Annotated in this window: 21 protein-coding genes; 7 read left to right on the plus strand and 14 right to left on the minus strand. The window is 70.5% G+C overall.

Annotated features, from left to right (window positions below):
• The first annotated feature begins 3 nt into the window (after nt 1-3).
• Nucleotides 4-1,089, plus strand: coding sequence for an aminotransferase class V-fold PLP-dependent enzyme (locus OG504_RS40090; RefSeq protein WP_405994173.1), 1,086 nt, complete (start codon nt 4-6; stop codon nt 1,087-1,089).
• 103 nt (nt 1,090-1,192) lie between these two features.
• On the opposite strand, the gene thpD is transcribed toward OG504_RS40090, so the two are convergent.
• The 6 genes from thpD to OG504_RS40120 all read right to left on the minus strand — a co-directional run bounded on the left by thpD (nt 1,193) and on the right by OG504_RS40120 (nt 6,579).
• Entirely contained in the window at nt 1,193-2,089 is an 897-nt protein-coding gene (gene thpD / locus OG504_RS40095) for an ectoine hydroxylase (RefSeq protein ID WP_405994174.1), read from the minus strand.
• Nucleotides 2,090-2,094: 5 nt separating this feature from the next.
• Nucleotides 2,095-2,499: an ectoine synthase gene (locus OG504_RS40100; RefSeq protein ID WP_327405016.1), complete on the minus strand. Its 405-nt coding sequence runs from the start codon at nt 2,497-2,499 to the stop codon at nt 2,095-2,097.
• Nucleotides 2,500-2,586: 87 nt separating this feature from the next.
• Complete coding sequence (gene ectB, locus OG504_RS40105) at nt 2,587-3,858, minus strand: diaminobutyrate--2-oxoglutarate transaminase (protein ID WP_405994175.1); 1,272 nt, start codon at nt 3,856-3,858, stop codon at nt 2,587-2,589.
• A gap of 101 nt (nt 3,859-3,959) precedes the next feature.
• Nucleotides 3,960-4,466, minus strand: a complete 507-nt coding sequence (gene ectA, locus OG504_RS40110; RefSeq protein ID WP_405994176.1) for a diaminobutyrate acetyltransferase — start codon at nt 4,464-4,466, stop codon at nt 3,960-3,962.
• A 278-nt stretch (nt 4,467-4,744) separates the two neighbouring features.
• The gene (locus tag OG504_RS40115; protein ID WP_405994177.1) at nt 4,745-5,269 is read right to left on the minus strand and encodes a DinB family protein; all 525 of its coding nucleotides are present in this window, start codon (nt 5,267-5,269) and stop codon (nt 4,745-4,747) included.
• Between the two features lie 209 nt (nt 5,270-5,478).
• Complete coding sequence (locus OG504_RS40120; RefSeq protein ID WP_405994178.1) at nt 5,479-6,579, minus strand: pyridoxal-phosphate-dependent aminotransferase family protein; 1,101 nt, start codon at nt 6,577-6,579, stop codon at nt 5,479-5,481.
• 185 nt (nt 6,580-6,764) lie between these two features.
• Here OG504_RS40120 and OG504_RS40125 point away from each other — a divergent pair, with 185 nt between their 5' ends.
• The 5 genes from OG504_RS40125 (at nt 6,765) to OG504_RS40145 (ending at nt 11,461) form a co-directional block, all read left to right on the plus strand.
• Nucleotides 6,765-7,616: a transporter substrate-binding domain-containing protein gene (locus OG504_RS40125; protein ID WP_405838714.1), complete on the plus strand. Its 852-nt coding sequence runs from the start codon at nt 6,765-6,767 to the stop codon at nt 7,614-7,616.
• Complete coding sequence (locus OG504_RS40130) at nt 7,613-8,452, plus strand: amino acid ABC transporter permease (RefSeq protein ID WP_405994179.1); 840 nt, start codon at nt 7,613-7,615, stop codon at nt 8,450-8,452. The genes OG504_RS40125 and OG504_RS40130 overlap by 4 nt, the downstream gene beginning before the upstream one ends.
• The gene (locus tag OG504_RS40135) at nt 8,449-9,243 is read left to right on the plus strand and encodes an amino acid ABC transporter ATP-binding protein (protein ID WP_405994180.1); all 795 of its coding nucleotides are present in this window, start codon (nt 8,449-8,451) and stop codon (nt 9,241-9,243) included. The genes OG504_RS40130 and OG504_RS40135 overlap by 4 nt, the downstream gene beginning before the upstream one ends.
• An 89-nt stretch (nt 9,244-9,332) precedes the next feature.
• Complete coding sequence (locus tag OG504_RS40140; protein ID WP_405994181.1) at nt 9,333-10,424, plus strand: amidohydrolase family protein; 1,092 nt, start codon at nt 9,333-9,335, stop codon at nt 10,422-10,424.
• A 131-nt stretch (nt 10,425-10,555) separates the two neighbouring features.
• Entirely contained in the window at nt 10,556-11,461 is a 906-nt protein-coding gene (locus tag OG504_RS40145; RefSeq protein WP_405994182.1) for an SCO1860 family LAETG-anchored protein, read from the plus strand.
• 344 nt (nt 11,462-11,805) lie between these two features.
• On the opposite strand, the gene cobC is transcribed toward OG504_RS40145, so the two are convergent.
• From cobC to cobM, 6 genes are read right to left on the minus strand one after another with little or no spacing between them, the layout of a single operon-like run.
• Nucleotides 11,806-12,900 carry an Rv2231c family pyridoxal phosphate-dependent protein CobC gene (gene cobC, locus OG504_RS40150; protein ID WP_405994183.1) on the minus strand — a complete coding sequence of 365 codons (1,095 nt, stop codon included), beginning with the start codon at nt 12,898-12,900 and terminating at the stop codon, nt 11,806-11,808.
• The gene (locus OG504_RS40155; RefSeq protein ID WP_405994184.1) at nt 12,890-13,828 is read right to left on the minus strand and encodes a sirohydrochlorin chelatase; all 939 of its coding nucleotides are present in this window, start codon (nt 13,826-13,828) and stop codon (nt 12,890-12,892) included. The genes cobC and OG504_RS40155 overlap by 11 nt, the downstream gene beginning before the upstream one ends.
• Entirely contained in the window at nt 13,825-14,424 is a 600-nt protein-coding gene (locus tag OG504_RS40160; RefSeq protein ID WP_405994185.1) for a precorrin-8X methylmutase, read from the minus strand. The genes OG504_RS40155 and OG504_RS40160 overlap by 4 nt, the downstream gene beginning before the upstream one ends.
• Entirely contained in the window at nt 14,421-16,130 is a 1,710-nt protein-coding gene (gene cobJ / locus OG504_RS40165; protein ID WP_405994186.1) for a precorrin-3B C(17)-methyltransferase, read from the minus strand. Before cobJ ends, OG504_RS40160 begins: the two co-directional genes overlap by 4 nt.
• Nucleotides 16,127-17,365 carry a precorrin-6y C5,15-methyltransferase (decarboxylating) subunit CbiE gene (cbiE, locus tag OG504_RS40170; RefSeq protein ID WP_405994187.1) on the minus strand — a complete coding sequence of 413 codons (1,239 nt, stop codon included), beginning with the start codon at nt 17,363-17,365 and terminating at the stop codon, nt 16,127-16,129. The genes cobJ and cbiE overlap by 4 nt, the downstream gene beginning before the upstream one ends.
• Nucleotides 17,362-18,198, minus strand: coding sequence for a precorrin-4 C(11)-methyltransferase (gene cobM, locus OG504_RS40175; protein ID WP_405994188.1), 837 nt, complete (start codon nt 18,196-18,198; stop codon nt 17,362-17,364). Before cobM ends, cbiE begins: the two co-directional genes overlap by 4 nt.
• 140 nt (nt 18,199-18,338) lie before the next feature.
• Between cobM and OG504_RS40180 the strand changes: the two genes are divergently transcribed.
• Nucleotides 18,339-19,067 carry a ZIP family metal transporter gene (locus tag OG504_RS40180; protein ID WP_327405031.1) on the plus strand — a complete coding sequence of 243 codons (729 nt, stop codon included), beginning with the start codon at nt 18,339-18,341 and terminating at the stop codon, nt 19,065-19,067.
• 20 nt (nt 19,068-19,087) lie between these two features.
• Here the strand turns inward: OG504_RS40180 and cobI are convergent, their stop codons facing one another.
• Nucleotides 19,088-19,834 (minus strand): precorrin-2 C(20)-methyltransferase, encoded by a 747-nt coding sequence (gene cobI / locus OG504_RS40185; protein WP_405994189.1) that lies wholly within the window; start codon nt 19,832-19,834, stop codon nt 19,088-19,090.
• Entirely contained in the window at nt 19,819-21,315 is a 1,497-nt protein-coding gene (locus tag OG504_RS40190; protein WP_405994190.1) for a cobyrinate a,c-diamide synthase, read from the minus strand. Before OG504_RS40190 ends, cobI begins: the two co-directional genes overlap by 16 nt.
• Nucleotides 21,316-21,320 lie beyond the last annotated feature (5 nt).

Here is a 21,320-nt window from a genome sequence, read left to right on the forward strand (position 1 = left end):
GCAATGGACGAGGGCTTCTCGGCGCCGCAGAGTGGTGGCATGGAGACCTTCGAGAGCCTCGTCCGCGCCGAGTTCGCCCCGAAGAACACCTACCTCAACACCGCGAGCACCGGTCTGCTCCCCACGCGGACCGTCACCGCGATGCACACCGCCATCGAGGCCGCCGCGGTCGGCACGCCGACCGACATGTTCGACGACGTCGAGGCGTCCCGCGCCGCCTTCGCCCGGCTGACCCGCGTGCCGGTCGACCGGGTGGCGGCCGGGGCCTCGGTCGCGGTCTACAGCGGACTGATCGCCTCCTCGCTGCCCGCCGGTGCCGAAGTCCTCACCGCCGAGGCCGACTTCAGCTCCGTGGTGAACCCCTTCCACATGCGCGCCGACCTCAAGGTGCGCGCCGTCCCGCTGGAGCGGATCGCCGAGTCGGTACGCCCCGGCACCGCGCTCGTCGCGGTCAGCGCCGCCCAGTCCGCCGACGGCCGCATCGCCGACCTGCCCGCACTGCGGGCTGCGGCACGCGAACACGGGGCGCGTACGTACGTCGACGCGTCGCAGGCCGCCGGCTGGTTCGACCTCGACGCGGGAGCCTACGACTATGTCGCCGCCGTCGGCTTCAAGTGGCTCTTCTGCCCGCGCGGGGTCGCGTTCCTGGTCACCCCGGAGGACCTCGGCGGCCTCAACCCGGTCTTCGCCGGCTGGGTCGCGGGGGAGGCCCCCTGGGACAGCTGCTACGGCCCGGTCGAGGAACTCGCCCACTCCGCCCGCCGGTTCGACGAGAGCCCGGCCCTCTTCTCCTACGCCGGTGCCCGCCACTCGCTCGCGCTGCTGGAGGAGTTGGGCGTCGACGCCGTACGCACGCATGACCTGACCCTCGCCGACCGCTTCCGCGCGGGCCTCGGCACTCTCGGCCACCGGCCTGTCGCGTCCCCGGGCTCACCGATCGTCTCCGTGCCCGGACTCGGCCACCGGCAGGGCGAGTTGAGCGCGGCCGGGGTCGAAGTCTCCAACCGGGCGGGGAACTTGCGTGCCGCCTTCCACCTCTACAACACCGCCGAGGACGTCGACCGTCTGTTGGAGGTGCTGGCCGGCTGACACGGACAAGAGGCTGATGCCGCAAGGCAGTTGAAGCGCGGAAGGGCACCCCGATCGCCGTGACCGGAGTGCCCTGGTGCCCTTGCGGCGAACCGTCTCGGCGTCACCTCACCGGGGTGAAGTCCCGGGCGCCGATGAACTCGGGCCGTCGTACCGGCGCGGCGAACGGCTCGACCGCCTTGTTCTCCACGCTGTTGAACACGATGAAGACGTTGCTGCGCGGGAACGGCGTGATGTTGTCGCCGGAGCCGTGCATGCAGTTGCAGTCGAACCAGGTCGCCGAACCGGCCCTGCCCGTGAACAGCTTGATGCCGTACTCGGAGGCCATGCCGGTCAGCGCCTCGTCGGACGGGGTGCCCGCGTCCTGCATCTGCAGCGACTGGCGGTAGTTGTCCTCGGGAGTCGCGCCCGCGCAACTGAGGAACGTCCGGTGCGAGCCCGGCATGATCATGAGGCCGCCGTTGGTGTCGTGGTTCTCGGTGAGCGCGATCGACACGGACACGGTGCGCATGTTCGGCAGCCCGTCCTCGGCGTGCCAGGTCTCGAAGTCCGAGTGCCAGTAGAAGCCGCTCGCGCCGAAGCCCGGCTTCACGTTGATCCGGGACTGGTGGACGTACACGTCCGAGCCGAGGATCTGGCGCGCCCGCCCGACGACCCGCTCGTCGCGCACGAGCCGCGCGAACACCTCGCTGATCCGGTGCACCTCGAAGACGGACCGGATCTCCTTGGACTTCGACTCGACGATCGACCGCTCGTCGGCCCGGATCGCCGGGTCCGCGACCAGACGCTCCAACTCCCGCCGGTAGACGTCGACTTCGTCGTCCCGGAGCAGTTCCTGCATGGAGAGGAAGCCGTCGCGCTCGAAGGCCTGGAGGTCGGCCGTCGGGATCGGGCCCGGGGTGTCGGGGGAGCCCCAGACGACGGGGTCCTTGCGCGGGGCGGACACCTCGGTGGTGCCGCGGCTGGGGTACAGGTCGGTGACGCTGGTGACGGTGGTCATGCTCGTCACACCTCCTCGGGCTCGGTCAGCAGCGGGTAGACGCCGTTCTCGTCGTGGTCCTCCCGTCCGGTGACGGGCGGGTTGAAGACACAGACGCAGCGGAAGTCCTCCTTGATCCGCATCGTGTGCCGCTCGTGTCCGTCGAGGAGGTACATGGTCCCGGGCGTGATCGTGTACGTCTGCCCGGTCTCGTCGTCGGTGAGTTCGGCGTGGCCCTCGACGCAGACAACGGCCTCGATGTGGTTCGCGTACCACATCGACGTCTCGGTACCCGCGTAGAGGACGGTCTCGTGCACCGAGAAACCGACCCGCTCCTTGGCGAGGACGATGCGCTTGCTCTCCCAGGTGCCGGACGCGGCCTTGATGTGCCGGTCGGTGCCTTCGAGTTCCTTGAACGAACGAACAATCACGGTGTGGTGACGCCTCCTTGACGTGGTGTCAGGTGGGGATGGGTGTGGTGTCAGACGGTCTCGCGTACGGCCGGTCTCGCCTACGGCTCAGACGGTCTCGCGTACGGCGCGGGCGAGGATGCTCAGTCCCTCGTCCAGTTCCTCGGGGGTGATGGTGAGGGCGGGGAGGAGTTTCACGACCTCGCTCTGCGGGCCCGACGTCTCGACGAGCAGGCCGAGTTCGAAGGCGCGGGCGCAGATCCGGCCGGCGCGCTCGGGGTCCTTGAACTCGATGCCCCAGACCAGTCCGCGGCCCCGGTACTCCTTGATGTCGGCGAGGTTCTCCTCGGTGATGGAGATCAGCCCCTGCTCGACCTGCTCACCGCGGGCCCGGGTCTGCTTCTCCATCGCGGAACCGTCCGCCCAGTACGTCTCCAGGGCGGCGGTGGCCGTGACGAACGCCGGGTTGTTGCCGCGGAACGTGCCGTTGTGCTCGCCCGGCTCCCAGATGTCCAGCTCCGGCTTGAACAGGCACAGGGACATCGGAAGGCCGTAGCCGCTGATGGACTTGGACACGGTGACGATGTCCGGGACGATGCCCGACTCCTCGAAGGAGAAGAACGCGCCGGTGCGCCCGCAGCCCATCTGGATGTCGTCGACGATGAGGAGCATGTCCTGGCGCTCGCACAACTCGGCGAGTGCTCGCAGCCATTCGGGGCGGGCGGCGTTGATGCCGCCCTCGCCCTGCACGGACTCGACGATCACGGCGGCGGGCTTGTTGAGGCCTGAGCCCTGGTCCTCCAACAGCCGCTCGAACCACAGGAAGTCGGGGACCTTGCCCTCGAAGTAGTTGTCGAACGGCATCGGCGTGCCGTGCACCAGCGGGATACCGGCACCGGCCCGCTTGAAGGCGTTCCCGGTCACGGCGAGCGAGCCGAGGGACATCCCGTGGAAGGCGTTGGTGAACGAGACAATGGCCTCCCGCCCCTTCACCTTCCGCGCCAACTTCAGCGCGGACTCGACGGCGTTGGTGCCGGTCGGGCCCGGGAACATCACCTTGTACGGGAGGTCGCGCGGGCGCAGCACCAGGTCCTGGAAGGTCTGCAGGAACGCGCGCTTGGCACTGGTCGACATGTCGAGCCCGTGGGTGACGCCGTCGCGTTCCAGGTAGTCGATCAACGCCCGTTTCAGGACAGGGTTGTTGTGCCCGTAGTTGAGCGAGCCGGCGCCCGCGAAGAAGTCGAGGTAGGCGTGGCCGTCCTCGTCGTACATACGGCTGCCCCGGGCCCGGTCGAAGACGGTGGGCCAGGCGCGGCAGTAGCTGCGGACCTCTGACTCCAGGGTCTCGAAGACGCTGAGATCGGGCTGGGTGATGGTCACGCGAATCGCTCCTCGGTGTGGGGGGTGACGGGGTGCGGGGTGTGGCGGGAAGTCCGGGTAACCGGCCGGGAGTCGTCGGGGACTCCACCGGCCGGGGGCCGTCAGAGGCTCAACGGGCCGATGCGGTACAGCACTTCGGGGTCGTGCGGTCCGTCCGGGAAGTCACCGGCCTCGAACAGGACCGTGCGCTCGACGGCGGCGCCGTGGCGTTCGGCGTACGACGTGAAGAGGCGCTCGGACGCGGCGTTGCCGGGTGTGATCGTGGTCTCGATCGCGGTCAGCCCGTAGTCGCCCGAGACCCGCTCGGTCAGTCCGTCGAGCAGCCGTGCGGCCAGCCCGCGACCGCGCTGCGCGGCGTCGACGGCCACCTGCCACACGAGCAGGGTGCCCGGCCGGTCCGGCGGCACGAACCCGGTGACGAAGCCGACCGGCTCCCCGCGCTCGTCCCGCACGACGGCGGAGGTACCGGCGAAGTCCCGGCACCACAGCAGATAGCTGTACGACGAGTTCAGGTCGAGGGCGTTCGAGTCCTTGGCAATACGCCACAACGCGGCGCCGTCGGCCACCGTGGGGCGGTCGATGTGCAGGTCTGCTTGGGTGGCAGTCATGCGAATTGAATTTACCGAGGGAAATTCGAAATTGCATGGAGGGATGGGGTTACGTCTGAGGTGGTGTTGTGTTATCACGCGTGCGAAGGTGCAGTTTATGTACGCATTTGACCGGGGCGTAAGGCGTAAAACGGGCGGCCTGTGTAACGGGTCACAAGGGTGTAACCCTCACGAGATCTACGCGAATTATTTGCGTTTGGGCGCACGGAAATCGGGCAGAAGAATATGGGAAGCTGCCCGCGAAGAAGGCGATAAAATTCCCGGGAATTACATCTTAATTAGGCGCCGGTGACGCCGTCGATGCTTTCCCGGAGGATGTCGGCGTGACCGTTGTGCCGCGCGTACTCCTCGACCAGATGAATCAGCACCCACCGCAGACTGACCTCGACCCCGGCCATCGGCCCGTCCGGGATCCGCCCGCGACCGTCGAGCGACAGTCCGGCACAGTGCTCCTGCCCCCGCGCGATCTCCCGCCGCCACACGGCGAGCGCCTCGTCCATCCCGCGCCCGGGATCGAGGGCGTACCCGTCCTCGCTGCCGTACACCGTCGGCACATCGAGCCCGAACACCCGCTGGAACCAGTTCCGTTCGACCTCGGCGAGGTGCTGGACCAGTCCGAGTAACGTCAACGAGGAGGGCGCGGCCGCGGCGAGCCGCACCTGAGTGTCATCCAGTCCGGCGCACTTCGACTCCAGCGTCGCGCGATGAAAACCGAGCCAGCTCTCGAGCATGGGGCGTTCGGCGCCGGTCATGGCGGGGATGGGGCGGCCGTCGGGGAGGGTCTGGGGTGTGTCGGTGGTCATGCGGGGGAGCATGGCACGGGGGGTCCGCGCCGGTGCCCGTTGGATCGGATTCGGCGCCTTTCCAGCGCAGGCCGGCACAATCCGGCCCGTCCGCCGCCTTCCAATACGGGCCGGCACAACTCAGCCCGTCCGGCGTTTGAGGACGAGGCCCCTTCAGGGCCGATCGGGGGTCTGGGGGCGGAGCCCCCAGTGCCCACCTCGGCTCACGACTACCGCCACGCGTTCTCTACGGCGGACCGCGCCCCCTCAAGGTCCACCGACACCCCCTGCTCGGCCAGCGCCGCGCCCAGCGCTGCCAAGGAACCCTGTACGGCCCCCACCGTCGCATCCACCCCGTAGTGGTTGACCCGGATCATCTCCTTCGCCAGAGCGCCCCCGCCCGCGGCCAGCGGCAACGCCGGGTCCGAGGACAGGGCCCTCGCCACCAGCTCCGAGGCCACCACACCCGACGGAGTCCTGAGCGTCGTAGCGACCGGCGCGGCCTCCGCCGCATCGTGGACGTACGGTTCGAGCCCGCCGCCCAAGGCGACCGCACCCGCCCGCGTCGCCGCCGCAGCGCTCGCATGGCGCTGCATCACCGTGGCCAGACCCTCCGCCTCGATGCGCTCCACGCACGCCTCCAGCGCCAGCATCTCCAACTGGGCCGGTGCGTGCGGCAGCGCCCTGCGGCCGGCGTCGGTCCAGCGGTCCTTCCAGTCGAGGAGGGAGAGGTACGAGCGGCGCGGGGCCGCGGGGTTGGCCGTCATACGGGCCCATGCCCGTGCGCTCACCGACACCGCCGAAACCCCAGCCGGACCGCCCATCGCCTTCTGCGCGCCGATCACGCACAGGTCGACACCCCACGCCTGCGGCAGCACCGGCTCCGCGCCGATGGAGGCCACCGCGTCGAGGTAGAAGATCGCGCCGTGCGCGCGCACGATCTCGCCGATCTCCGCGACCGGGTTGGTGTTGCCGGTCGCGGCCTCCGCGTGGACGAGGGACACGAAGTCGATCCCGGGGTGCTCGGCGAAGGCCTCCCGGATCTGGTCGGCGGTCACCGCCGTGTGGAACGGGACGGCGAGATCGATCACCTCGGCGCCGCAGTCACGCAGCCAGTTCCCGAAGGTCTGCCCGTAGGGGCCGGTGATGACGTTCAGCGCGAGCGTGCCCGGCCCCGCCGTGGAACGGATCGCACCCTCCAGCGGCAGCAACGCCTCGCCCTGCATGATCACGACATCCTGCTCGGTACCGAGCAGACGGGCCACCCGGTCCTCGATCGAGGCGAAGTGCGCGGCGCTCAGCGGAGCCAGGTCGAGGAAGGGGTGCGTCACGGCGGTGCTCTTTCACTCGCGGGAGTCGGTGGGAACGAGGGTAACCGGCACTCCCGACCGCCCTCCGTGCCCCTCCGACCGGCGACTTCTTAGCCCGGACGGCCCCCTGGTCACCGGTCCGGGTGAGCGGCCCGCCGAACCCCTCCGAATAATCGGAACCCATAGTTCCGTCACAGGAGGCCTCCGTGAACACGCTCCTCGGCCGCCGGGCCCGCACCCTGGCCGCCACCACCGCGAGCGCCGCACTCGTCCTCGTGGCCGGCTGCACGTCGAGCGACAGCGGCGGCAGCGGCTCGAAGACCGCCGCCGGTGGCGTCGAACTCGTCAAGGCAGGCCGGCTCACCACCTGCACCCACCTCCCGTACCCGCCCTTCCAGTCCGAGATCGACGGCAAGGTGCAGGGCTTCGACGTCTCCCTCATCGACCTGGTCGCCAAGGACCTCGGCGTGAAGCAGACGATCCTCGACACCCCCTTCGAGAACTTCAAGACCGGCGCCTTCCTCAACGCCGACGAGTGCGACCTGGCCGCCGCCGGCATGACCATCACCGCCGAGCGCAAGAAGAACGTCGACTTCTCCGACCCGTACTTCGACGCCACCCAGGCCGTCCTCGTCGACAAGAAGAGCGGGATCACCTCCCTCGCCGACGTGAAGACCAAGGGCAAGAAGCTCGGCGCCCAGGCGCAGACCACCGGCGAGGACTACGCCAAGAGCAAGGGCTTCGACCCCGTCTCCTTCGAGTCCTCCGACGCCGTCCTCAACGGCCTGCGCACCGGCCAGGTCCAGGCCGTCATCATCGACTACCCGGTCGTCCAGGGCTGGTTGAAGACCAAGGCCAACGCCGACGCGTTCAAGGTCGTCGACAACCTCAACACCGGTGAGCAGTACGGCTTCACGGTCAAGAAGGGCAACACGAAACTCCTCGCCGCCATCAACAAGGCCATCAAGGACGCGAAGGCCGACGGCACGTACAAGAAGCTGTACGAGAAGTGGATCGGCCCCTACGACGCCTCGGCCGCCTCCCCGTCGGCCTCATGACCGGCGACACCGCGGACCCCCAACTCCAGCCCAGGAGACAGGGGTTGAGCAGACGGCAGCGGCGCAGGCTGTCCCAAGGCCTGCAGTACGCCGTCTTCGCCGCCGCCGTGATCGCCTTCGCGGTCACCGCCGACTGGGGCCGCCTGAAGAACCAGTTCGCGCAGTGGAGCATCGCCAAGCAGATGTTCCCGGACGTCATCACGCTGGCGTTGAAGAACACCGTGCTCTACACCCTGTCCGGCTTCGTGTTCGGGCTCGTCCTCGGCATGGTCGTCGCGCTGATGCGGCTGTCGTCCGTGGGTCCCTACCGCTGGCTCGCCGGGATCTACATCGAGATCTTCCGCGGCCTGCCCGCGCTGCTGATCTTCATCTTCGTGGGCGTCGCCGTACCGCTCGCCTTCCCGGGCACGGAGATCGTCGGCGGCACGTACGGCAAGGTCGCCCTCGCGCTCGGCCTGGTGTCGGCCGCGTACATGGCGGAGACGATCCGCGCGGGCATCCAGGCGGTGCCCAAAGGGCAGTTGGAGGCGGCCCGTTCGCTCGGTTTCTCGCAGGCGCGGGCCATGGTGTCGATCATCGTCCCGCAGGCGTTCCGGATCATCCTCCCGCCGCTGACCAACGAACTCGTCCTCCTCTTCAAGGACTCCTCCCTGGTCCTGTTCCTGGGCGTCACCCTGGAGGAACGCGAACTCTCCAAATACGGCAGGGACTTGGCCAGTACGACGGCCAACTCCACGCCGATCCTGGTGGCGGGCCTGTGCTATCTCCTCGTCACGATCCCGCTGAGCTTCGTGGTCCGTCGGATGGAGACGAAGACGGGGGAGGCGGTCCGGTGAACGGCAGTCCCGTCACGGGCGCCCCGGAGATCCAAGTCCGCGGCCTGCACAAGTCGTTCGGCACCAACGAGGTGCTGCGCGGCATCGACCTGGAGATCGGCCAGGGCGAGGTCGTCTGCGTCATCGGCCCTTCCGGCTCCGGCAAGTCGACCCTCCTGCGCTGCGTGAACCTGCTCGAAGAACCCACCCAGGGAAGGGTGTTCGTCGGCGGCACCGAGATCACCGACCCCGATGTCGACATCGACGCCGTACGCCGCCGTATCGGCATGGTCTTCCAGCAGTTCAACCTCTTCCCGCACCTGACCGTGACCGAGAACCTCACCCTCCCGCAACGCCGGGTTCTGCGCCGAGACAAGGCAGAGTCGGCCAAGGTCGCCGCCGAGAACCTGCGCCGCGTAGGCCTGTCGGAGAAGGCTGCCGCCTACCCCGCGTCCCTCTCCGGCGGCCAGCAGCAACGCGTCGCGATCGCCCGGGCGTTGGCGATGGACCCCGAGGTGATGCTCTTCGACGAACCGACCTCGGCACTCGACCCCGAGCTGGTGGGGGACGTGCTGGCGGTGATGCGGATGCTCGCGAACGAGGGCATGACGATGATGGTCGTCACCCACGAGATGACGTTCGCGCGTGAGGTGGCCGACCGGGTCGTGTTCATGGACGCGGGCGTGATCATCGAGGCCGGCACTCCGGCCCAGGTCATCGCGAACCCCAGACACGAACGTACCCGCCACTTCTTGTCTCGCCTACTGGACCCCGCGATGGCTGAGGTACAGGACGACGACAGCGCCACTTAAGGGGCGCGGGGCTGTGTCGATATGCGGCTCCGCCGCGTGGTCGCGACCAGCCACAACGGACCCGTACCCGACGAACTATCGTGCGTCCCATGAGCGATCTACCGGTGCTGCACATGAGGGGCCGGGTCCTGGTGGGCCCCGAGGACATCTGCGACGAACTCTGGGTCATCGACGGCCGCATCTCCTACGACCGTCCAACCCTCGGACGCGACATCCGCACGGTCGACGGCTGGGCCCTACCCGGCCTGGTCGACGCCCACTGCCACGTGGGCCTCGGTACCCACGGCCCCGTAGACGCCGAGACCGCCGAGACACAGGCCGTCACCGACCGCGACGCCGGCACCCTCCTGCTCCGCGACGCCGGCTCACCCTCGGACACCCGCTGGATCGACGACCGCGAAGACCTCCCGAAGATCATCCGCGCGGGCCGGCACATCGCCCGCACCCGCCGCTACATCCGCAACTTCGCCCACGAGATCGAACCCGACGAACTCGTCGCCTACGTCGCCCAGGAAGCCCAACGCGGCGACGGCTGGGTCAAGTTGGTCGGCGACTGGATCGACCGCGACCTAGGCGACCTGTCGGCCTGCTGGCCGCGCGAAGCGGTGGAGGCGGCCATCGCCGAGGCCCACCGGCTCGGCGCACGCGTCACCGCGCACTGCTTCGCGGAGGACGCGCTGCGCGACCTGGTCGAGGCGGGCATCGACTGCATCGAGCACGCGACCGGCCTCACCGAGGACCTCGTCCCGCTGTTCGCCTCGCGCGGCGTCGCGATCGTCCCGACCCTCGTGAACATCGCGACCTTCCCGAAGCTCGCGGAGGGGGGCGACACCAGGTTCCCGCGCTGGTCGGCCCACATGCGGCGACTGTACGAGCGGCGCTACGACACCGTCCGCGCCGCCTACGACGCCGGCGTGCCGGTCTACGTCGGCACGGACGCCGGGGGCTCCCTGGCCCACGGTCTGGTGGCGGCCGAGGTCGCGGAACTCGTCACCGCCGGCATCCCCGCCGTGGAGGCGCTGTCGGCGACCGCGTGGGGTGCGCGGGGGTGGCTCGGGCGGCCGGGGCTCGAGGAGGGCGCGCCGGCGGACTTCGTCGTCTACGAGGCGGACCCGCGCGCCGATGTGCGCGTGCTGGCGTCGCCGCGGCGGGTGGTGCTGAACGGGCTGGTGGTCGAATAGTCGCCAGGCGATTCGAATACGTTCACGGAAAACCCACGATGGGGTGAAGTGACGCGGGATCGCTGACGGTTCACCCTTCGTGGGTAATTCTTACCGGGTCCCAAGCATGTCTCTTCTGGGGGTCCCACACCTTGAACGGCACCAACTTCCGCATGCCCGCACGCCGTTGGGCCACCGTGGCCACGGCGACCGCCCTCGCCGCCGGTCCCGTGGCGCTGGCCGGCGCGGGGTCCGCCCACGCGACCACCGACCAGGGTCGCGCGAGCGCCGTCGTGCTCCGCACCGGGCTCGACGTGTCCCTGCTCAACAAGACCGTGGACGTTCCGCTCGCGGTCTCCCTCAACGAGGTCCGGGCGCCGCAGAGTGCCGAAAAGACCGCGCTCACCGCCCAGTTGGACGGGGTGAACGGCGGTCAGCCCTTCAGTGTGCTCGGCGCGGATGTCGCCACGGCGAAGGCGACGGTGTCCGCGACGAAGGCCGAGGGGTATACGAACCTCGCCCATGCGCGGCTCCATGTTCCCGGGCTGCCGCTGCTCTCGCTCATCGAGGTCGACGCGGTCACCTCGAAGGCGACGTGCGAGGCGGGGAAGGCGCCCGTCGCCACGTCGCATCTGCCGGGGGCGGTGACGGTGCTCGGCAAGCGGGTCACCGTGACCGCCAGTGGTCCTACGGATGTTCAGGTGCCGGGGGTCGGGTCGGTCAGCCTCGATCTGTCCAAGACGTCGACCACGTCCCGTACGGCCGCCGCGACCGCGCTCGAACTCAAGGTCTCCGTCAACCCGTTGAAGCTGAACGTCGCCGACGTCGAGGGGACGGTGACGTTGGCGCAGGCGACCTGTCAGGCGCCCAAGGTTGCCGCCGTCACTCCGCCCTCTTCCAAGCCGGCGCCGGATGTGAAGCCCCAAGGGGCGCCTGCGGAGGCGGGGTTGGCCGAGACGGGGGGCAGTTCCGTGACGCCGTACATCGCGGGCGGGGCGGTGGTGTTGCTGGCGACGGGTGGAGGAGCGGTGATGATGACGCGCCGGCGTCGGGGCTGAGGAACTGCTTTCCCACCCACCCACCCGTCTCGGGCGTTTTAAAGGCTCACGTTGAAGGGACAGCAAACGGTCGGGTGGGCGGGAAGGGCTCGGAGGCTGACCTCTTGGGTTGACCGAGCCGGGCGGGCAGGGCCTGGACGGTGACCTTCCAGCCGACCGAGACGGGTGGGTGGGCGGGCGGGAGAGTTTTGGACGGTGACCTCCCAGCTCACCGAGTCGGGCGGGTGGGCGGGAAGGGGTTTTGAGGGTGACCTTCCAGCCGACCGAGACGGGCGGGTGGGAAAGGTTTTGAGGGTGACCTTCCAGCCCGCCGAGTCGGGCGGGTGGGTGGGCAAAAGCCGACCTCACCGCCCAGCCAACGTCACCGCCTGGTCCAGCGCCTGCAAGAACCGGTTCACTGTCGCCCGGTCCCGCACCGCGAGGCGCAGCCACTCCTCGTCCAACCCCGGGAACGTGTCCCCACGGCGTACGGCGAAGCCCAGGTCGCGCAGGTGCCGGCGTACAGCCACCGCATTCGGGACGCGGACGAGGACGAACGGCCCCTCGGCGGGTTCCATGACCCGGAGTCCGTCGGGGGCGAACTCGGCCAGCCCGGCGACGAGATGGGCACGGTCGGCGGTGACCCGGTGGGCGGCGTGGGCGGCCTCGGCGAGGGCCTGCGACTCCATGCAGGCCTCCGCCGCGGCGAGCGCCGGCGTGGACACCGGCCACAACGGCTGCGCCCGCTCCAGTTCCGCGATCGTCTCGGGGGCGGCAAGGACGTAGCCGATCCGCAGCCCTGCCAGTCCCCACGTCTTGGTGAGGCTGCGCAACACCACCAGGCCGGGGATGTCCGTCCGGCCCGCCAGCGACTCCCGTTCACCCGGCACCGCGTCCATGAACGCCTCGTCGACCACCAACGTCCGCCCGGGGCGGGCGAGTTGGGCGATCACCGCAGCGGGGTGCAGGACGGACGTCGGGTTCGTCGGGTTGCCGATCAGCACCAGGTCCGCGTCCTCGGGCACCGCCCGCACCGCCCCCGCATCCAGCCGGAAACCGTCCGCCTCCCGCAACAGCACCCGCCCCACCGAGTGCCCCGCGTCCCGCAACGCCGCCTCCGGCTCCGTGAACTGCGGGTGCACGACCACCGGCTGACGGACCTTCAGGGCGCGGGCGAGCAGCACGAAGGCCTCGGCGGCACCCGCGGTCAGCAGCACCCGTTCCACCGGCAGCCCGTGCCGCGCCGCGACCGCCGCCCGGGCCGCCCGCCCGTCCGGGTAGGCGGCGAGACCGGTGAGCGAACCGGCTATCCGCTCCCGCAGCCAGGCCGGGGGCGTGTCCGCGCGGACGTTCACCGCGAGATCGATCAACTGGGCGCCGTCGTCCCGGACTTCGACGTCACCGTGATGACGGAGATCGTGAGCTCTGTCCGTCGGATCGTGGGCTCTGTCAGTGTGCATGGGCGTGCCCACCGTGATGGTGGTGCCCGTGGTCGTGACCGTCGTGGTCGTGACCGTCGTCGTCCGGGTGGAAGTGCGGCTGCTGCGGCTGCCCCACCTTGTCCTCGAAGCCGGGCAGCGCGATGCGGTAGACGCACGAGTCGCAGTTCATGCGCAGATCGCCCTTGACCGCCTCCCGGTACCGTTCCATCACCAGGTCCAGCAACTCCGGCTCCGGGCCGATGACTTCGGCGGACAGTACGTTGATCTCGGGGTGCGCCGCCGCCCAGCCCTCCGTCTGCTGCCGCACCCGCTCCGGCAGGATGCCGGTGAAGAGGAAGTACGGCAGGACGACGATCCGCCGGGCGCCCAGCTTCACGCACCGGTCCAGGCCGCTCGGCACGTCCGGCGCCGCGAGCGACACGAACGCCGGTTCCACGCCCGCGTATCCGCGCCCCTCCCACAGCAGCCGCGCCGCCTTGTGCACCTCGGCGTTGGCGTCCGGGTCCGTCGACCCGCGCCCCACGAGCAATACGGTCACGTCGGCCCGGTCGGCGGGCGTCCGCGCCGACTCGCCGAGCGCCTCGTCGAGCCGCCGTTCCAGCACCTTCAGCAGCGAGGGATGCGGGCCCAGCGGACGCCCGTACGTGTACGAGATGCCCTCGTGCCGCTCCTTCTCCCGGGCCAGCGCCGCCGGGATGTCCCCTTTGGCGTGCCCGGCGGACACCAGCATCAGCGGTACGGCGGCGAACCGGCGCACCCCCCGCTCCACCAGCTCGGTCACCGCGTCGCCCAACGGCGGCGGCGACAGCTCGATGAACCCGCCCGCGACGGGCAGTTCGGGGTGACGGCGGCCCAACTCCCGTACGAAGGACCGGAACGCCTCGGCTCCGGCCTCGTCCCGGGTGCCGTGTCCGGCGATGAGCAGGGCGGGCGGCGGGGTGGTCACGATTTCTCCTCGATAGGTGAAACAGGTTGATACAGCAAGGCGTTGAGCGCGGCCGAGGCCACCGCCGAACCGCCCTTCTCGGACACGTTGCTCACGGCGGGCAGCCCGCTCTCGCGCAACGCGGCCTTGGACTCGACCGCGCCGACGAACCCGACGGGCAGCCCGATGACGAGCGCGGGGGAGGCATCCAGCTTCAGCAGCTCCTCCAGAGCGGTCGGCGCGTTGCCGATCACCCAGAGGGCACCGGGCCCGACTTCCTCGTACGCGAGCCGGATCGCATGGGCCGAACGGGTCATCCCCGGACCGGACTTGGCGTCCCGGAGCCGGCACACGGTCTCGCGCCGGGTGATCCCGGCCGCGACCATCTGTACATCCACGACCACGGGCGCCCCGGTATGCAGTGCGGCATGCGCCTTCGCCAACTCGCCCTCGTCCAGGACGAGATCGGACGCGTACTCCAGATCGGCCGCGGAGTGGACGACCCGCTCCACGACCGCACGGGTCAGCGGCGGGAGGTGCGAGGTGTCCAGCCGGGCCCGCATCCGCCGGTAGGACTCCACCTCGATCGGATGGATCACACGGTCAACGCCGTTCACTGGGCGCCCTCCTGTGAGGTCTGCGATGCCTGCCAGCGGTACCCGCGCGGTGTCACCATGCGCCCCGCGATGTCCCGGGTGGCCGTGTTGCCCACGGTCACCACCGTCATCATGTCGACCCACGCCGGATCCAGCGCGGCCAGTGTCGTCAGTCGGCTGGACTCGTCGGGCCGCGACGCGTTCCGTACGACACCGACCGGCGTCGTCGGCTCCCGGTGCTCGGCGAGGATCGCGAGGGCCTTCGGGAGCTGCCAATCCCGGCCCCGGCTACGGGGGTTGTAGAACGTCACCACGATGTCCGCCTCGGCCGCCGCCCGTACCCGCCGCTCGATGACCTCCCACGGCGTGTGCAGATCGGAGAGGCTGATGGACACGTGGTCGTGGCCGAGCGGCGCCCCGAGGATCGCCGAGGCGGCCAACGCTGCGGTCACGCCCGGGACTCCGACCACGTCGATGTCGTCGGACGCCTCAGCGAGCGCGGGCGAGGCCATCGCGTACACCCCGGCGTCCCCGCTGCCGATCAGCGCGACGGCCTGTCCCTTGCGCGCCTCGGCGACGGCGGTACGGGCCCGCTCCTCCTCGGCGCCGAGCCCCGACTCCAGGACCACGGTCCCGGGCCGCAGCAGATCGCGGATCTGGTCGACGTACTGGTCGAGCCCCACCAGCACGGCGGCGCGCCGGAGTTCGGCCTTGGCACGCGGGGTGAGCAGATCCCGGGCGCCGGGCCCGAGCCCGACCACCGCGAGCCGCCCGCGCGCGACCCGCCGTACAACAGCACAGGTCGCCATCGCCGGTTGCCCGTCGGCACGCTCCGACTTCCGCTTGGGGACGAGGAGTTCGCCCCCGCCGACGAGCGCGGCGGCCTCCGCCACGGACGGTGTGCCCACGGCGGCCAGGGGTGCGTCGGAGGGGTTGGGCACGTCCACGGCGGCCAACTCCTCGGCGGAGTAGGTCACCAGCGGCACACCGAGCCGCTCGGCCGCCTCGACGATGCCGGGCTCGTCCGACTTGGCGTCCACGGTGGCGAGTCGGGCGAGGGACGCGAGGGACAGCCCCGCGTCACGCACCGCGCTCTCGATGAGCCCGAGCACCTCGTCCACCGGCGCACCCCTGGACGTGCCGACCCCGACGACGAGGGACGGCGGTCGCAGGACGACCTCCCGCTCGCCGGGTTCGACGGCGCGGTCGGTGACGCGAATGACGTAGGCGCCATGGGACGACACCTTCAACGGCGGCAGCGGCCACGCCAACTCGGCGTCCAGCGCGACCGGTTCACCGTCCAGGAGGGCTCGCGTGACTCCGGCGACATCGCCCTCCACTGGGAAGCCGAGCGTGTCGAGACCGGGCACGCCCACCGCGTCCGTGGCCGTGGTCACCACAGGCTGCGCGGCGAGCAACTCACCCACCTCCACGGCGAGTTCATTGGCCCCGCCGCCGTGTCCGCCCACCAGCGACACGGCGTACCGCCCGCCCTCGTCGACGCACACGACCCCCGGGTCGGTCCGCTTGTCGCCCAACAGCGGGGCGATCAGCCGTACGACGGCTCCGGTGGCGAGGAAACACACGAGCTGCTCGCACTCCGCGAACGCGGCCCGGACGGCGTCCCCGACGGGACCCTCGTACACGCGCGTACGGTCCGGCCACGCGGCGGCCAGCCGGTTACGCGCCGTCGCCCCCGCCGAGGTGGCGGAAATGAGGCCGATCACTGTGCAACTCCTTCAGCAGATGCCGGGGGTCGGACGCCCCACAACAGAAAAACAGGATTGGTCGCCGCGAGCCGGGTCACATCACCCGGCAGCGGTGCCAGCCGGGACGACTGCAACAGCACTCCGTCGACCGCGAGTCCGGCCGCGGAGAGAGCCTCCCGCACGGCCGGTACCCGGTCCAGCGCGGCCATTGCGACGACCACGGTCCGCCGGGCCCGCCGTGCGCACGCGGTGACGATGGCGGGCAGTTCGCGCCCGCCCCCGCCGACGAACACGGCGTCGGGATCGTCGAGGTCGGACAGCACGGTCGGCGCCGCCCCGTGCACGGTGTGCACGTCGACGCCGTGCGCCTCGGCGTTGGCGCGGATCCGCTCGACACCGTCCCGGGTCTTCTCGACGGCGGTGACAGCGGCGCCGAACCGCGCGCACTCGACGGCCACGGACCCGGAGCCCGAGCCGACGTCCCAGACCAGGTCGCCGAGCCGGGGCCCGAGCCGGGCCAGCGCCAGCGCCCGTACCTCGAACTTGGTGATCATCGAGTCCCGGTGCTCGAACTCCCGCTCGTCCAGCGCCCATTGGGCCGGTCCGACGGCGGCCCCGGCGACCGTCCGCACGGCACCCGGCACCCGCGACTCGTCCAGACACAGCACCACACTCACCGCCGTACCCCAGTCCCGGGCGGCCGCCTCGGCGGGCGTGACCCGCTCCACCTGCTCCTCCCCGGAGCCCAGCGCTGACGCGACGACGAGGACGCGCCCGCCGGTCCGGTGGGTGAGCGCGGCCCCCAGCTCGGCTGGTCCGGCTCCCGGCCCGGTCAGCACGGCGACCTTGGGATGAGCGCGGCACGCGTTGACGGCCGTACGAAGGTCACGTCCGTGGGCACTGACGACGACCGCGTCGTCCCAGGTCAGACCGGCGCGCGCGAAGGCGGTGGCCACCGAGGAGACACCAGGGCGTACGTCGAGGGCGTCGCTGGTGAACCGTTCCGCCAGCGCCCGTACGATCCCGAAGAACCCGGGGTCCCCCGAGGCCAGCACGACGACCGGCTCGCCCTTCTCGACGTAGGCCTGGATGGTGTCGAGGGCGGGCGCGAGCGGACCGAGGACGATCTGTTCGGCGTCCTCAGGGACGGTGACGGCGGCGAGATGGCGCTGACCGCCGACGACGAGCCGGGCGCCGGCGAGCACATCCTCCGCGACCGCCGTCCCCGTCCCCGTCCCGATGACGGTGATCACGTGCTCGCACCCCGCGAGCGCAGGGCCCGGCGGGCCTCCGGGTCGGCCTTGCGGTAGCCGTGGAAATGGCCCGGGTGGTAGAGGTGCGAGCGGGTGCCGTGGGCGTCGAGGGCCGGGCCGACCAGGAAGAGGGTGTGTTTCCAGAGCTTGTGCTCCTTGACCGTCTCCTCGAGCGTGGCGATCGTGCACCTCACGATCAGTTCCTCGGGCCAGGTCGCCTGGTAGGCGACGACGACGGGCGTCTCCGTCGGATAGCCGCCCTCCAGCAGCTCCCGCACCAACTGCCCACTGCGGGCGGCCGACAGGAAGATCGCCATGGTCGTGCCGTGGCGCGCGAACTCCCGCACCTCCTCGCCGGGCGGCATCGGTGTCTTGCCGCCGCCGAGCCGGGTGAGGACGACGGACTGCGCGACCTCGGGGATCGTCAGCTCGCGCTGCGCGAGGGCGGCGACGGCGGAGAACGCCGAGACACCCGGGACGATCTCGGTCTCGATGCCGATCGCGGCACATCGGTCGACCTGCTCCTGAGTACCGCCCCACAGAGCGGGATCACCGGAGTGGATACGCGCGACGCGCAGCCCTTCCGCAGCGGCCCGCTCGTAGACGGCGACGACGTCCTCCAGGGACATCGTCGCCGAGTCCAGGATCTCGGCGCCCACGCGCGCGTGGTCGAGGACCTCGGCCTGCACCAGGCTGGCCGCCCAGATCACGACGTCGGCCTCGGCGATGGCGCGCGCGGCACGGAACGTCAGCAGGTCGGCGGCGCCGGGACCGGCACCGACGAAGGTCACCTTGCCGGTGGGGGCAGCGGCATCGGTATCGGCATCGGCCATGGGGTCGGATCCTCTCAAACGCAACATGCGGGACATACGGAAGGGGGGAGACGCGGGAGACGTGGGGAACGTCAATACGAATGGGGGCGGAGTGGGCCAGGATGTGCGCGAACAGGGGTTGATCGGATAGCAAGGGGACTATGGCGGTCTTCGTCGCGCTCGGCGCGTTCCTGATGACGCTGGCCGGCGGCTGGACGGCACAGCGGGTGACCGACCGCCGCCATCTCGTCCTGGGCCTGGCCGGCGGCCTGATGCTGGGCGTGGTCGGCCTCGACCTGCTGCCGGAGGCGCTGCACGCGGCGGGCCGCGAGGTCTTCGGCGTACCGGCCGCCCTGCTGCTCTTCGTGGCCGGCTTCCTCGTGGCCCATCTGGTCGAACGTCTGCTCGCCGCCCGCCAGGCCTCGCACGGAGCCGAGGAGAACAACGGCCGCGCGCCCGAGGTGGGCCTCACGGCGGCCTCCGCGATGGTCGGCCACAGCTTCATGGACGGGGTCGCGATCGGCGCCGCCTTCCAGGTGGGCGGTGGCATGGGCACGGCGGTCGCGCTCGCGGTCATCGCCCACGACTTCGCGGACGGCTTCAACACGTACACGATCACGAGCCTGTACGGCAACGCCCGCCGCAAGGCGATCGCGATGCTGGTCGCGGACGCGGCGGCCCCGGTGGCGGGAGCCGCCTCGACGGCCTTCCTCACCATCCCGGAGGCCCTGCTCGGCGGCTATCTCGGCTTCTTCGGAGGCGTGCTCCTCTACCTCGCCGCCGCCGAGATCCTCCCCGAGGCCCACCACGAACACCCCGCGCCCGCGACCCTGCTGTGCACGGTCGCCGGGGCGGCGTTCATCTGGCTGGTGGTAGGCCTCGCGGCCTGATCCACGGCATCTACGGCCGGTCACAATTTCCCGCCCCGCCCGCCCTCGCGCCGCGCGGGTGCGATGAGCGTGGACAGATAGGGCAACGGCTCCCCGTCCAGTTCGGCGGCGGGCCGGATCGACTCCTCGGGCAGCCCGAGCGCCGACCCCCACACCGCGTCCCCGATCCGCCCGGTCTCCCGCAGCGCCTCGGCGACCTCCGCCGCCTGCCGCCCGAACTTGTACGCCACGACCGTCCCCGGCCCCGCCAGCGCATCCTTCAGCACACCCGACCCGGCGGTCACGGGCACGAGCGTCAACGGCTCGGTCCCTTCGGTGAGTACGGCCCCGGACCGCGCGGCGAGATCCTGCATGGCGGTGATCCCGGGCACGGTCTCGACGACGGTCCCCGGCACCAACTCCCCGATGGTCAGGGCGAGATAGGTGAAGGTGGAGTAGACGTTCGGGTCCCCGATGGTGGCGAACGCGACGACGCGATGCGCGCCGAGCAACTCGGCGACCTTCGCCCCCGCGGCATCCCAGGCGGCCTCGCGCCGGGCCCGGTCGGTCCGCTCGTTGAGCGCGAACACGACCCGCAGCACCTTCTCCTCAGGCACGTAATGCAGAACGGTGGCCTCGGCCCGCCCCCGCTCACCGCTGTCCATGACCGGCACGACCACGACATCGGCGGCCCGCAGAGCGTTGACACCCTTGACGGTCACCAGCTCCGGATCGCCGGGACCCACCCCGACTCCGATCAACCTGCTGCTGCTCATGACGTCCGGCACCTCTCCACGAACCGACGGGCCACACCGGGCTCGGCCGCCCAGTGCGTGTGCAGATAACTGGCGTGCACACCCTGTTGTACGAAACCTTCGACCCGCCGTTCAGGGGCGCGAACCCCCCAGGCGGGAGCCGCCCCCGAGCCGGGCTCGACGACGGTCCGATGAAACTCGTGCCCCCGCATCCGCGTCCCGGCCACGGCCAGCACACTGTCGCTCAACGCGACTGCGTCCCGATACCCCAGGGTCAGCCGTTCGCTCATCCGCGCGGTGGCATCGAGCACCCCGCACATGGGCATCCCGTCCAACTCCCGGCACAGATACAGCAGTCCGGCACATTCGGCGGCGACGGGAGCGCCGGTCTCCGCGAGGGCCCCGACTGCCTTGCGCAACGGTTCGTTGGCCGACAACTCCGCGGCGTACACCTCCGGGAACCCACCCCCGATGACCAACCCGCGTGTCCCGTCCGGGAGTTGTTCATCGCGGAGGGGGTCGAACACGACGACTTCGGCACCGGCGGCGGTGAGCAGTTCGGCGTGCTCGGCGTAGGAGAAGGTGAAGGCGGGACCACCGGCGACGGCGATTTTCAGTTGGTCAGGCACTCCGGGGGCTTTTGAGTGCAGGCCGGCATTCTCAGCCCGTCCGGCGTTTGAGGACGAGGCCCCTTCAGGGCCGAAGCGGGGGTCTGGGGGCGCAGCCCCCAGCGATGGGACGGGTAGGGGCGGCGGGGGCGAAGAAGCCAAAGCCTCAGCCGCATCCCACCCCGCACAAGCCAACGCACCGGCACTCCGCGCCAGCGCCAGCAACCCCTCAAGATCACAGCCGGCGGACACCTGCGCCCCCATGGCCGCAACGGCCTCCACCGCAGCCGACTGCCGCTCAGCAACCGGCACCAACCCCAGATGCCGAGAAGGCGTATCCACCTGAGGAGCCCGCCGCAACACCCCCAGCACAGGCACACCCGCCGAGTCCAACGCCTCCCGCAACAAGGCCTCATGCCGATCGGACGCGACCTTGTTCAGGATCACACCCCCGACCCGAACCTCCGGGTCCCAGGAAGCAAACCCATGCACCAAGGCCGCGACAGACCGGGACTGCGAAGACGCGTCGACGACAAGAACCACCGGCGCCCGCAGCAACTTCGCCACATGCGCCGTGGACGCCAACTCCCCTTCCCCGGCGGCCCCGTCGTACATCCCCATCACACCCTCGACAACAGCGAGATCACACCCGCGAGCGCCATGCGCGAAGAGCGGCCCGACCAACTCCGGCCCGCACAGGTACGCGTCGAGGTTCCGCCCCACCCGCCCGGTGGCGAGCGCGTGATACCCGGGATCGATGTAGTCCGGCCCGACCTTGTGCGGAGACACGGCAAGCCCCCGCGAGGCGAACGCGGCCATCAACCCCGTGGCAACGGTGGTCTTGCCACTGCCGGAAGACGGCGCGGCAATGACCAACCGAGGGACGGAGGAGGACAAGGAAGTCACGACGG

Source organism: Streptomyces sp. NBC_00986 (assembly GCF_045162565.1).
Taxonomy (GTDB): domain Bacteria; phylum Actinomycetota; class Actinomycetes; order Streptomycetales; family Streptomycetaceae; genus Streptomyces.